Source organism: Cupriavidus sp. FW306-01-F10A (genome assembly GCF_058782785.1).
The window spans coordinates 369424-382888 of record NZ_JBYSYA010000001.1 but is presented as its reverse complement, the minus strand read 5'-3'; the positions used below and the strand labels follow the sequence as shown (position 1 = coordinate 382888).

General features: G+C 65.4%; 9 protein-coding genes. 6 read left to right on the top strand and 3 right to left on the bottom strand.

What is annotated here, in order from left to right; translation table 11 throughout:
• Positions 1-13: 13 nt before the first annotated feature.
• Both fdxH and fdnG read right to left on the bottom strand, forming a co-directional pair.
• Positions 14-904 (bottom strand): formate dehydrogenase subunit beta, encoded by an 891-nt coding sequence (gene fdxH, locus AC3WLF_RS01765; RefSeq protein ID WP_492357717.1) that lies wholly within the window; start codon positions 902-904, stop codon positions 14-16.
• Positions 901-3990: a formate dehydrogenase-N subunit alpha gene (gene fdnG, locus AC3WLF_RS01760; RefSeq protein WP_492357716.1), complete on the bottom strand. Its 3090-nt coding sequence runs from the start codon at positions 3988-3990 to the stop codon at positions 901-903. Before fdnG ends, fdxH begins: the two co-directional genes overlap by 4 nt.
• 610 nt (positions 3991-4600) lie before the next feature.
• Between fdnG and AC3WLF_RS01755 the strand changes: the two genes are divergently transcribed.
• The gene (locus AC3WLF_RS01755) at positions 4601-4927 is read left to right on the top strand and encodes a hypothetical protein (protein ID WP_492317013.1); all 327 of its coding nucleotides are present in this window, start codon (positions 4601-4603) and stop codon (positions 4925-4927) included.
• A gap of 69 nt (positions 4928-4996) precedes the next feature.
• On the opposite strand, the gene AC3WLF_RS01750 is transcribed toward AC3WLF_RS01755, so the two are convergent.
• Positions 4997-5956, bottom strand: a complete 960-nt coding sequence (locus tag AC3WLF_RS01750; RefSeq protein WP_492317014.1) for a Bug family tripartite tricarboxylate transporter substrate binding protein — start codon at positions 5954-5956, stop codon at positions 4997-4999.
• Positions 5957-6408: 452 nt separating this feature from the next.
• On the opposite strand from AC3WLF_RS01750, the gene AC3WLF_RS01745 reads away from it, so the two are divergent.
• The 5 genes from AC3WLF_RS01745 to AC3WLF_RS01725 all read left to right on the top strand — a co-directional run bounded on the left by AC3WLF_RS01745 (position 6409) and on the right by AC3WLF_RS01725 (position 13457).
• Complete coding sequence (locus AC3WLF_RS01745) at positions 6409-7656, top strand: CaiB/BaiF CoA transferase family protein (protein ID WP_492357715.1); 1248 nt, start codon at positions 6409-6411, stop codon at positions 7654-7656.
• 121 nt (positions 7657-7777) lie between these two features.
• Entirely contained in the window at positions 7778-8755 is a 978-nt protein-coding gene (locus AC3WLF_RS01740) for a Bug family tripartite tricarboxylate transporter substrate binding protein (RefSeq protein WP_492351329.1), read from the top strand.
• Positions 8756-9509: 754 nt separating this feature from the next.
• Complete coding sequence (locus AC3WLF_RS01735) at positions 9510-10505, top strand: tripartite tricarboxylate transporter substrate binding protein (RefSeq protein WP_492357714.1); 996 nt, start codon at positions 9510-9512, stop codon at positions 10503-10505.
• A gap of 50 nt (positions 10506-10555) precedes the next feature.
• Complete coding sequence (locus AC3WLF_RS01730; RefSeq protein ID WP_492351296.1) at positions 10556-11350, top strand: enoyl-CoA hydratase/isomerase family protein; 795 nt, start codon at positions 10556-10558, stop codon at positions 11348-11350.
• A gap of 4 nt (positions 11351-11354) precedes the next feature.
• Positions 11355-13457: an acetate--CoA ligase family protein gene (locus AC3WLF_RS01725; protein WP_492357713.1), complete on the top strand. Its 2103-nt coding sequence runs from the start codon at positions 11355-11357 to the stop codon at positions 13455-13457.
• Positions 13458-13465: the final 8 nt, after the last annotated feature.

Sequence of the window (13465 nt, the reverse complement as noted above, 5' to 3'; positions counted from 1 at the left end):
TTCCGGTCTCCGCTTATGCCGCGCCGTCAGTCGGGGCGTCGTGGTCGTCTGTTTCGGTGGCGTTGGGGCCGACCGCCATGAAATGCGCCGCCATGCCTACGACCGCCGCCGCGCCGACGAAGCCGGCTACGGGTTTCAGTCCATCCTTCCAGCCCGAGACGACTGTGCTGATCTCCGGGTCCTTCGGCAAGCCCGCGTAACGCTTCGGGTCGTCGGCATGTTGCAGCACATACATCACGTGGGTGCCGCCGACCCCCGCCGGGTCATACAGGCCGGCCCTGGCATAGCCGCGCTCGTTCAGCTCGGCCACGCGCTCGCCGGCAAGGGATTGCATCTCTGCCTTCGAGCCGAAGGCGATGGCGCCGGTCGGGCAGGTCTTGACGCAGGCAGGCTCCTGCCCGACCGAAACGCGGTCCGAGCACAGCGTGCACTTGTAGGCCTTGTTGTCCACCTTGGAAATACGCGGCACGTCGAAGGGGCAGCCAGCGACGCAATAGCCGCAGCCGATGCACAGGTCGGACTGGAAGTCGACGATGCCGTTGGCATACTGGACGATGGCGCCCGGCGCAGGGCAGGCTTTCAGGCAGCCGGGATCCTCGCAATGCATGCAGCCGTCCTTGCGGATCAGCCATTCCAGCTTGCCCGCCTGGTCCTCATGCTCGGTGAAGCGCATCAGGGTCCAGGTATTGGGCGACAGGTCGCGCGGATTGTCGTAGACGCCGACATTCTCCTGCACGTCGCCGCGCAGGTCGTTCCATTCGTTGCAAGCGACCTGGCACGCCTTGCAGCCGATGCAGATCGACACGTCGATCAGCTTGGCCACTTCCATCTGATGGTCGCGGATGCGGGGGGCGGGTGTCAGCTCCGACGAGGCCGAGCTACGGATGATGTTTTGCGAGTTCATGCTTGCGCTCCCGCCACTTTTTCAATGTTTACAAGGAATGCCTTGAATTCCGGCGTTTGCGAATTGGCGTCGCCGACACCGGGCGCAAGCGTATTGGCGAGATAGCCCTTGCGGGTCGCCCCCTCGAAGCCCCAATGACAGGGGATGCCGATCTGATCGACCGCCTGCCCGGCCACCCGGAGCGTGCGCATGCGCTTGGTCACCACGGCCTTGGCAGTGATATGGCCGCGCTTGGTCGTGATCTTCACCGTGTCGCCATGGGCGATGCCCTTGTCCGCGGCCAGCTTTTCGCCGATCTCGACGAATTGCTCGGGCTGGAGCATGGCGTTCAGGTGCGAGTGCTTGGTCCAGTGGCGGAACAGTTCCGTGATGGAATAGGTCGTGGCGACATAGGGGAACTCGGTGCGGTTGCCCATCCGCTGCGCATCGTTCTGGAAGATGCGGGCGGTCGGGTTGTGCGTGACCTTGTCGTGCAGGGGGTTCTTCGCGATCGGGCTTTCAACCGGCTCGTAATGCTCGGGGAAGGGGCCGTCGATCATGCCGCCGACCGAGAACAGGCGCCCGACGCCTTCGGGCAGCATGATGAAGGGTCCGACGGGCGTGCCGGGCGCCGCAGTGAGCGGAAAGTCGGGCACGTCAGCGCCGACCCATTTCTCGCCGTTCCAATGCAGGATCTGGCGCTTGGGGTCCCAGGGATTTCCCATCTCGTCCATCGAGGCGCGGTTGTAGAGAATGCGGCGGTTCGCGGGCCAGGACCAGGCCCAGCCCGGCGTGTTGCCCAGGCCCGTGTCGGTGTTGTCGCGCCTGGCCATCTGGTTGCCCGCCTCGGTCCAGGAACCGGCGAAGATCCAGCAATAGCTTGAGGTGGTGCCGTCGTCGCGCAGTTGCGCGAACGAATCCAGCAGCTGGCCCTTGCGCAGGATCTTCTTGCCGGTCTCGTCGAACACGTCTGCCAAGGCGTAGCCGTTGGCTTCCTTGGCCATTTCCTCGGGATGCGGGCTGTGCGGATCGTGATAGGTCGCCTCGTCCCAGGTCATGTGCAGCACCTGCTCCGGGCAGGCGCCGCCTTCCTTCTCGTAAAGCCGCCGCAGCTCCATCATGATGCCGCCGAGAATGGCCGGATCATGGCGCGCCTCGCCCGGCGGCTGCTGGCCCGCGTAGTGCCATTGCAGCCAGCGGCCGGAGTTCACGACCGTCCCGTCTTCCTCGGCAAAGCAGCTCGACGGCAGCCGGAAGACTTCGGTCATGATCTCTTCGGTCTTGACGTCGTTGAACTTGCCTTCGTTGCGCCAGAAGTTGGAGGTCTCGGTCACCAGCGGGTCGATGACCACGAGGAACTTCAGTTTCGACAGCGCGGCCGAGGTCTTGTTCTTGTCAGGCATCGCCGCCAGCGGGTTGAACCCCTGGACCACATAGCCGTTGACCTTGCCCTGGTACATCAGGTCGAAATAGGCCAGCATGTCGTAGCTGCGGTCCCACTTTGGCAGCAGGTCAAAGGCCCAGTTGTTTTCGGCAGTGGCATGCTTGCCGAACAGGTTCTTCTGCAGTGAGACGAAGAACTTGGGCAGGTTCTTCCAGTAGTTCACCTGATCGGGCAGCACGGCCTTGGGCGTGGCATCGGCCAGGTATTGCTTCAGGGTCTGCTGCCTGTCGGTGGGCAGGTCCATGTAGCCCGGCAGCCGCACCGACAGCAGGCCAAGGTCGGTATAGCCCTGGATGTTGGAATGCCCGCGCAGCGCATTGACTCCGCCGCCGGACATGCCGACATTGCCCAGCAGCAGCTGGATCATCGCGGCGCCGCGGATGATCTGCGCGCCGCCGGTGTGGTGCGTCCAGCCGAGCGCGTAAAGCCAGGTCAGGGTCTTGTCCTTTGCCGAGCACGAGCCGACGATCTCGGCGATCTGCAGGAAGTCGGCCTTGCGGACGCCGGTGATCTCCTCGACCTTCTCGGGCGTGTAGCGTGACACGTGCTGCTTCAGCAGGCTGAGCACGCAGCGCGGATGGCGCATCGAGGGATCGCGTTTCGCATTTCCCGCCGCGTCCAGCTCATAGTTCCAGGAGGATTTGTCGTAGACGAGCTTCTGCGGATCGAAGCCCGAGAACAACCCTTCGTCGAAGCCGAAATCCTCGCGCACGATCAGCGACGCGTTGGTGTACGCGCGCACATAGTCGTGCTGGATCTTGTCGTGCTGCAGCAGCCAGTTGACCATGCCCATCAGGAAGGCCGTGTCCGACCCCGCCCGGATCGGCGAGAAGATGTCGGCAACCGAGGCGGTGCGGTTGAAGCGCGGATCGATGACGATGACCTTGGCCTTGTTCCTGATCTTGGCCTCGATCACCCACTTGAAGCCGACCGGATGCGCCTCGGCCGGGTTGCCGCCCATGACGATGACGACATTGGCGTTCTTGATGTCCACCCAGTGGTTGGTCATCGCGCCGCGGCCGAAGGACGGCCCCAGTGCGGAAACCGTTGGCCCGTGGCACAGGCGTGCCTGGCAGTCCAGCGCCAGCATGCCGAGCGAGCGGGCAAACTTGAAGTCGAGAACCCCGGTTTCGTTGGACGCCGCGGATGAGGCGAGCATGCCCGAACTGAGCCAGCGGTTCACCAGTTGGCCCTTGTCGTTGCGCGCGATGAAGTTCTTGTCGCGGTCGTCCTTCAGCAGGCGGGCGATGCGCCTGGTCGCATCGTCCCAACTGATGCGCACCCACTCCTTCGACCCTGGCGCGCGGTATTCCGGATACTGCAGCCGGTTTTTCGAATGGACGATGTCCAGCAGCCCCGCGCCCTTGGGGCAGAGCGAACCACGGCTGACGGGGTGATCGGGATCCCCCTCGATGTGGAAGATGCGGGGCTTCGCGTTTTTGGCGCCGTCACCCAGCGAATACATCAGCAGGCCGCACCCGACCGAGCAATAGGTGCAGTTGTTGCGCGTCTCTTTCGCACGCAGCAGCTTGTAGGGGCGCACGCCGGCAGGCGCCTGCGCCCAGGCTGTACCCAGGCCCAGTGCCGAGGCCGAGACGGCAACAGATCCAACGCCAAGGATCTTGAGGAACTGTCGACGTCCGATATTGGTGGTGTAAGTCATCGTGGTCTCATCGTCATTTCTTCTTCCGCCCATCCCTGCTGCCAGGGGTGGGGGCGATCGCATTCGAGACCCGCAGCTTCATTTGGGCGCACGTATCCCCGGGGCGCCCGGATCGCGATCGATCACGGAGATGCCCCGTCCGGCACGTCCCTGAGGTGCATGCGCAAGAGGATGACCAACCACAAATGACGTCGCGTCGCCAGTCACGACGCGACGTCATCCGTGCCGGTTTTTCGCGCGCACGGCTCCACGAGCGGAGAAATTCCGCTCAGGTTCGAATGCAGATTAATTTGGATAAGCGATGAGAATGAGCCCGAAACGCCCTGCGGATTGCCCTGCAGATGCGCGGCCCCACCGGGGCACGACGTCGGGACGGGTATCGCTCGCTGATGAGCGTAGCACGACCGGCCGATTACTCCAAATAGGGGAAAGTCCGGTTCGGCGCGGGCGGCTTATGCCCCCAGGAAGCGTCACGCTTGACTTCCATGCCGGCCGTTTCTACCAATGATATTGAACAGAACGGCGATTGGCCTGTGCCGCTGGCATTCCTGCATGCGGCGAGGGCTTGAAGATCTTTGCACTCCATGGGCTGGCAGAGGCCAGATGAGTGATGACGCAAGAGCTGACATTTCGCGCCCTGCTGTACCGCTACTTCTTCTTCGGCTGGCTGTACCGGGACGCCAGCAAGGGCAACCGCGCTGAACGAGCCCTCGCCTGGCATTTCAACAAGGCGCGCGCACATTGGCTGCTCACGTACATGCGGCGCTGGCTCTGGTGCGGTGTCTGCTGCTACGGGCTGGGTAGCATGGTGGAGCTGGTGCTGTCCGCGCCTGCACTGTCAGCACTCTTCTACGTGCCCGGAGCGCTCTGCGTGCCGGTCAATGTTGTCATCGTGGTGCTCTGGGTTGGCCTGAAGACGCTGCCGGGGCCGCTGTAAGCGGCGACCGGCTGGCCTGGCATCCGGCGGCGACGCCAGGAATGGCGCATGGGCGACCACTTCGCCCCCTCAATCCGCCGTTGCGCCAGACCGCTTCACGACTGTCGCCCACTTCCGAATCTCGCTATCCACAAACTTCCCCGTCTCAACCGGAGTCATCGGCATCGGCTCCGACCCGCGATCCGTAATGAACTTGTGCAGTTCGGGCGATTGCAGTGCCTTCACCGTCTCCGCATTGAGCTGATTGACGATTGCCGGCGGCGTGCCCGCGGGCGCCATCATCACCGCCCATCCAAGCGCTTCGAACCCCGGTACGCCTTCCTCACGCACGGTTGGCACCGACCGCAACTGCGGCACGCGCTTTGACGTTGTTACAGCAAGCGGCACGGCCTTGTTGGTCTGGATCAGCGGCAGGGCCGCGGTCACGGAATCGACCATCAGCGGAATCTGGTTGCCCAGGAAATCCGCCTGCGCGGGGCCGCTGCCCTTGTAGGGAATATGCACGATAAACACGCCGGTCTGCGCTTTGAGCATCTCGGCAGACAGGTGCTGCGTGCCGCCGATGCCAGCGCTGGCATAGCTGTACTTGCCCGGTGCGGCCTTGGCCTTGGCGATCAGGTCGCGCAATGACGTGAAGCCCGATTGTGGCGTGGCCAGGAACACCAGCGGCACCGAGAACACACCCGAGATCGGCGCGAAGTCCTGACGCGGATCGTAATTGGTCTTCTTGTACAGCGTCTGGTTGATAGCCATCGCGCTGCCGCCCATGACGAGCGTGTAGCCGTCGGCCGGGGCTTTCGCGGCCATTTCCATGCCGATGTTGCCGCCGGCACCGGCGCGGTTTTCCACCACGATGGACTGACCGAGCTGCTTGCCCAGCCTCTCGGCCAGGGCGCGCGCGAAGATGTCAGTGGCCTGTCCGGGCGGGAACGGCACGATCAGCTTGATAGGGCGCTCCGGATAGGCGGCGTGGGCGGTGCCGGCGACGGCCAGCAGCAGCGCAACAATGTGTTTGCTCGACGGCTTCAACGGAATCTCCTCGAATGATTGTCGGTGTGTGACGAGGCGCCCGGATCCCGGAAGAGGGCAAGGTGACGCGCGCGTCTAATATCAATGTTATGGGTCAAATGCCTGGGGGAGCACTGCGCTTCGCCCGCCCCCAGGATCAACTGTCAAATTTTATTGAACATTTTGTCAATGTGAAGAGGGATTGTATAGCGCATTTATCCAAGCAAGAATGCTAGGCTGACCGCGATGGGGACCTTTCACGCCCGAGGAAGAGCTTCTGCTTCCTTCTGTCGCACCCGTCGTCGGCGATGCGCTGGGTCTTCATCACCGGTACCGACGTTCGGGATTCCGGCACGCGCCATCCAGCGTGCTGCGCTGTGGCAGCCCTGCCGGCATCGCGTGACGCCAGCCCGACATAAGCTACGATTATTCACAGACGGCTCGTGCCTCGAAACAGCCCATGGAGACCAACAATGCAGACGCCTGATCAATCCCAAGGCATCGACTTCCCGCTTGAGGGCGTGCGCGTACTCGACCTCTCGCGCGTGTTTGCGGGGCCTCTGTGTGGCCAGGTACTGGCCGATTTCGGCGCAGAGGTGATCAAGGTGGAACACCCCGGCCGCGGCGACGACACGCGCGACTGGGGCATGCGCATCGGCAAGACCGAGACCACCTACTACAACAGCATGAACCGCAACAAGCGGTCCATCACGCTGGACCTGCAGAGCAAGGAAGGCGTGCAGATCGTCTACGACCTGCTGCCGCAGTTCGACGTGGTCATCCACAATTTCAAGACCGGCGGGGCCGAGAAGCTGGGCCTTGGCTACGAACAGCTCAAGGCGATCAAGCCCGAGCTGATCTACTGCGCGGTTTCCGGCTACAACAGCAGCGGCCCCGAGGCCAAGCGTCCCGGCTACGACCTGGTGATCCAGGGAGAGGCCGGCCTCATGGCACTCAACGGCGAAGCCGACACGCCGCCGCTGAAGTTCGGTGTGGCCGTGGTGGACCTGATGACCGGCATGTATGCCGCGCAGGCGGTGCTGGCTGCCTTGTTCCGCCGCGAGCGCAAGGGCAAGGGCCAGCTGATCGAGATGGCGCTGTACGACTGCGGGCTGATGGTCACCGGCTACTACGGCCTGGACGCCATGCTGCTCGGGCGCGACCCCGCCCGCTATGGCAATGCCCATCCGTCCATCGTGCCCTATGGCATGTTCGAGGCCGCCGATGGCCCGCTGATCATCGCCGTGGGCAACAACAGCCAGTTCGACAAGTTCTGCCGCCAGGTTATCGAGCGTCCGGACATCGTCGAGGACCCGCGCTATGCCACCAATGTGGAGCGCGCCAGGAATCGCGAGACGCTGACCCCGCTGATCACGGGCCTGATCCGCAGCTTTGCGCGCGACCTGCTGCTCGAGCGCATGACCGCCTGCGGCATTCCCTGCGGCAAGGTGGCGGGACTGCACGAGGCTTTGACCAGCGAACGGACCCGCGAGGGTGGTCTGCTGCGCGAGATGCCCCATCCCGTGGCAGGCAGCACGCACGTGTTCGCGCCCCCATATCGTCTGGATGGCCAGCGCCTGCCGATCCGCAACGCGCCGCCGACGCTGGGCGAGGGCACGCGGGCGGTACTGCAGAACCTGCTGCAGATGAGCGATGAGCAACTGCAGGATCTGCAGGCCCGCGGCGTGCTGACGCTGCCCGAGGCACCGCAGCAAGCCTGAGTATTCGCGCCGCGCGGACGCTCATGGGCGTGCGCGCAGCCCTGCCCGGCAAGGGGGGCTTGGGTTCCCTTGCACTGATTCAACCTGGAACAACATCGTGCGCACTCGAAATTTCACCCGTATGGTCCACTCCCGGCGTCGTGCCATTCTGGCCCTGGCCGCGGTGCCGCTGCTGGTCGGCAGCGCTTTCGCGCAATCCTGGCCCAGCAAGCCGATCAAGCTTGTCGTGCCGTTCCCGCCGGGCGGGCCCACGGATACTGCGTCGCGCATCGTCGGCCAGAAGCTGGCCGAGCGCCTGAAGCAGCCCGTCGTGGTGGAGAACCGCGCCGGTGCATCGGGTTCCATCGCAGCAGCGCAGGTAGCCAAGAGCGCGCCGGACGGCTACACGCTGATGATGCTGGCCACGCCCACGCTGCTGGCGCCGCACCTGTACAAGAAGGCGGGCTACGACACGACCAAGGACTTCACGCCCGTGGCCACCGTCTATGACCTGCCGATCGTGGTGGTGGTCAACCCGACGCTGCTGCCCAACGTGACCGACCTGCCCAAGCTGATCGCACAGGCCAAGGCACAGCCGGGCAAGCTCAACTACACCAGCTCCGGCGCGGGCAGCTTCGGCCACCTGAGCATGGAACTGCTCAAGCAGATGGGCGGCTTCGAGATGCAGCACGTGCCCTACAAGGGCGGCGTGCCCGCGATCAGCGACACCCTCGGTGGCCAGGTCCCGATCATGTACGCCGACCTCGTCGCCGCGCTGCCGCACATCCAGGCGGGCAAGCTGCGCGCCATCGCGGTCGGCTCGCCGCAGCGCGTGAGCATGCTGCCGGACGTCAAGACCATTGCCGAGCAAGGCTTCAAGGGCTACGACGCCGTTTCCTGGGGCGGCCTGCTGGCGCCGCCGGGAACGCCCAAGGAGGTGGTGGACCGCGTGTCGGGCGAGGTCGGCAAGATCCTGGCCGACAAGGATGTACAGGACAAGTTGCTGAAGGCCGGTGCCATTGCCAACTACCAGGCGCCGGCGCAGATGGGCCAGCGCATCCAGCAGGACTATGCCAAGTGGGGCAAGGTGATCCGCGAGAAAGGCATCGCGGTCGAGTAAGCGTCTGCAATCCGGGCACGCTGCAAGGGCGTGCCCGGTGCCAGTTGGCGAGGGTGGACTGCTGTGTGTATAGCAGCCTGCCATTGCGCCTGCCGTCACCTGTTCCGGCTTCAGGCCGAGCACGGCTGCGACATTGGCCTGGTCGACGGTCTGGAGCTGCGAGCCGGCCCGGACGGTGCATTGGTTGCCGCGGAAGTCGATGGTGCAGTTAAGCGGTTCCCCTTCGCCTCGGGAAGCGGGTGCCATAGGCTACCAGCAGTCTTCGCCCGACACTTCTCATTTGCTTTTCAATCCGTTCGCCTTCTGCGCGTTCTCCAGGGCTTGCTTCTCCGCTGCCGCGCCAATAGCCGCTTGCCGGTTCTGTTCGGCTGTATAGCACGCATCGCGGCCGACTCCCTGCGCCCGGCAATCGGCCGTGCGTTGCGCCGGGCGAACAACCCGCCATGATCGCCACTGCTGCGGTGGCCGCAAACAGGATTCGCATAGCTTCTCCTTCTTCGCTTCTTTGTCGGAAATGGCAAAGATGGCATGGCGCGGCCTGCAGGCAGGCACGGCCAGTGGTCTGGCCGATCTCGCGGAACACTACGCCTGGCAGCCCGGCACCGCGCGGGATGGCGTCCCATGAATTCCATGCAGTGGAATTGTGGGGGTGTGGAATCGCCCGCCTGGGCCTAAGCTGTCTCCAACAAAGAAACGCGCCCGGTGCATGCAGTGTGATGGCCGCGGCGTTCCGACTCGTTCCAGGAGACAAAGCATGCATCCGTTCTGCACCGGATTGTTCCGCCGGCTTGCCAAGGCAGCCATCCCGTTCCTCATGGCCGCGACAGCGCCTTTGCCGGCGCTCGCAGCCTTTCCCGACAAGCCGATCCGCATGGTGGTGCCGTTCGCCCCCGGCGGCGGCACGGACCTGGTGGCGCGTGCCATGGGCATTACCATGGGCGAGGACCTTGGCCAGCCCGTCATCGTCGATAACAAGCCGGGCGGCAGCACCATTATCGGCACCGATGCGGTGGCCAAGAGCGCGCCAGACGGCTACACGCTGGTGATGGCGACGATGGCCCACGCGGTCAACCCGAGCCTGCACAAGAAACTGCCGTTCGATACGGAGAAGGCGTTCGCGCCGGTCATGCTGGTGGGCCGCTCGCCCAACGTGCTGGTGGTGAAGCCGGACAGCCCCATCAAGACCGTGCAGGACCTGATCGCGGCCGCCAAGGCCAAGCCGGGCAAGCTCAACTACGCCTCGCAAGGTGCCGGCACTTCGGCGCACCTGGCCGGCGAGCTGTTCAAGAACATGGCCAGGGTCGACTTGAACCACATTCCTTATCGCGGCGCCGGCCCGGCGATCACGGACCTGCTCGGCGGGCAGGTCGATGTGATGTTCGCCACGGCAGCCGCGGTCGCGCCGCACCTGGAGAGCGGCAAGCTTCGGGCGGTGGCGGTCACGACCGCACAGCGCTCGCAGGCGCCGGCGCTGAGCAAGATTCCGACGATAGCGGAAAGCGGCGTGCCCAATTATGTGGCGGATAGCTGGTATGGCCTGTTCGTGCCGGCCGGCACGCCGCCGGCGGTGATCACGCGGCTGAACGCCGCGGCGAAGAAGGCCGTGCACACCGACGCGTTCCGCAAGCGCGCCGAACAGGAAGGGCTTGCCATCGGTGGCGGCACGCCAGACGAGTTCGGCCGCTACGTCAAGGCCGAGAGCCAGCGCTGGAGCAAGGTCATCAAGGATGCCCACATCACGGCCGACTGAGCGCGGCACTCGTAAAAGAACAGATCGCACACACAGTACCGGACAGGACCATGGACAACTATTCCCTGATTGAACTGAAGATCGAATCGGGCATCGCGCTGCTCGCCTTTAACCGCCCCGACAAGCGCAATGCCATGAGCGACGACATGCGCTCGGAATTCATCGACGCGCTGGAGCGTGTGGCGGCGGACAAGGCGATCCGCGCCCTGGTGCTCACCGGGAACGGCAAGGGCTTTTGCGCCGGCGGCGACGTGGCCGGCATGCAGCGCCGCATGGAGGCGCCCATCGGCGAAGTGGGCTTCAACGGCTGGAGCCGCCAGCAGCGGGTCCACCACACCGTGAAACTGCTCCACACCATGCCCAAGCCCACCATCGCCGCGGTCAACGGTGCCGCGGCCGGGCTGGGTGCCGATACCGCGCTGTGCTGCGATTTCGTGCTGGCGTCCGAAGCGGCGTCGTTCTCCTGGTCCTATATCAACCGGGGCCTGATCCCGGACGGTGGCGGCATGTATTTCCTGCCGCGCCGCGTAGGGCTGTCGGCAGCGAAGGAACTGGTCTTCACGGGCCGCAAGGTCGAGGCGCAGGAGGCCGCGGCCCTCGGCATCGCGGACCGCCTGAGCAAGCCCGAAGCGCTGATCGACGATGCGCTGAGCTGGGCGGCGCAACTGAGCCAGGGCTCGGCTACCGCGATCGCGCTGGGCAAGAGCATCATGAACCAGTCCTTCGAACTGCCCGCCGACCAGGTCTTCGCCCAGGGCAGCCAGGCGCAGGGCATCTGCTACACCAGCACCGAGCATCGCGACTCCGTGCTGGCTTTCCTGAACAAGACCGCCAGCAAGGCCTGACCACATGAATGCCATCCAACGACTTGTCACGCCGCGCAGCGTTGCCGTGATTGGCGCATCCGCCGATCCCGCAAAAACTGCCGGCCGCCCGGTTTCCTACCTGCGCAAGCATGGGTTCAGCGGGGCGATCTACCCGGTCAACCCCAAGGTCGAGTCGATCGACGGGCTGCCTTGCTATCCTGACATTGCCTCGCTGCCCGAAGTGCCGGACGTCGGCATCGTGCTGCTGGGCGCCGAGCGTGCGCACCTGGCGGTGCGCGACCTGGCGGCGCGCGGCGCGGGCGCGGCCATCGTGCTGGCAAGCGGCTATACCGAGACCGGCGCCGAGGGCGCGCGGCGCCAGGCTGAGCTGATCGAGGCGGCCGGCAGCATGCGCCTGCTGGGGCCCAATACCATCGGCCTGGTCAACCTGACCGACAACATCCCGCTGTCGGCCAGCGGCGCGCTGGAGATGGACCAGTTCCCGGCCGGCAGCATTGGCGTGGTGTCGCAAAGCGGCGGCATCCTCGGCGCCTTGCTGTCGCGCGCCGCGGCGCGCGGCATCGGCCTGTCCAAGCTGGTTTCGACCAGCAATGAAGTCGACCTGGATCTGGCTGACTTTATCGATTACCTGGCCGATGACGAGGCCACCCGCGTGATCGCGCTGTATGTCGAGAGCGTGCGCAACCCGGAGACCTTCCGCCGTGCGGCGCTGAAGGCGGCGCGCGCCGGCAAGCCGGTGGTGGCGTTCAAGATCGGCCGCTCCGAGAGTGGCGCGCGCGCCGCGGTGTCACATACCGGCGCGCTGGCCGGTGCGGATCGCATGTATGACGCGCTCTTTGAACAGGTCGGCGTGATTCGCGCGCAGACCTTCTCGGACCTGCTCGACATGCCCGCGGCCCTGGCTACCGGGCGCAAGCTGACGGGCAACCGTGTTGCGATCCTGACCTCGACCGGCGGCGCCGGCACGCTGGTCTCCGACAGCCTGGGCGTAGCCGGCTTCGAGACCCCGGCCCCTGACGAAGCGACCGCGGCGAAGCTGCGCGCGCTGCAGAAGGGCGACCACGCGGCGCTCGACCGCAACCCGATCGACGTGACCCTGGCCGGGCTGCAGCCCGACCTGCTCCGCGCAGCGATCCGCATCCTGCTCGACAGCCCGAGCTACGACGCGGTCGCAGTCATCGTAGGCTCGTCCAGCCTGGCCATGCCGGACCTGATGGCCAATGCCATTCGCGACTGCCTGCCCCATAGTGACAAACCGGTGATTGCGTACGTGAGCCCGCATGCGCCGGAAGTCGCATCGCTGCTCAATCGCCGTGGCGTGCCGGCGTTTTCCGCGCCGGAGGCGTGCACGGTGGCGATCGACGCGATGCTGCGTGCCGGCAAGCTCGGTGCGGTCGACGAAGCGGGCACCCCCACGCTGCCGTTGCCGGATCTCGCCGCCTATGGCACCGGCTCGATCGACGAAGCCGCGGCCAAGACCTTGTTCGCCGGTTTCGGCGTACCGGTTGCGAAGGAGGTTGTGGTTGCCGATGGCGCCGAGGCGATGGCGGCTGCGCAAGCCTTCGGCGGCAATGTCGTGCTGAAGATCCTGTCGGCCGAGATCACCCACAAGAGCGATGTCGGCGGCGTGGCCGTCAATGTCCCGCCTGCGGAGGTGGCAAGGCGGCTGGCAAGAATGGCAAGCGACGTGCAGTCGGCCACGGGTATCGCGCCCCAACGCTTCCTGGTGCAGGAAATGGTCAAGGGCGGCGTCGAAGTGATCCTCGGTATGCACCGCGACGCGCTCGGCACCGCGATCCTGCTCGGCATGGGCGGCGTGACCGCGGAGCTGTTCGGCGATACCACGCTGCGGCTGCTGCCTGGCGAGCGCGGACTGAGCCGCGACGCCGCGCTGGCGATGATCGGCCGCCTGAAGACGGCCCGGCTGCTGCAGGGCTTCCGGGGCCGGCCGAAGGCGGATGTGGAAGCGCTGGCCGACGCGATCGTCGCCTTCTCGCGCATGGTCGCCACGCTTGGCGACCGGCTGGCCGAGGCGGAGATGAATCCCGTGTTCGTGCTGCCCGAAGGGCAGGGTGTGGTGGCCGCCGATGGCGTGGCGGTGCTGGCCGGCAACGACAAGCCCTGACGGGACCC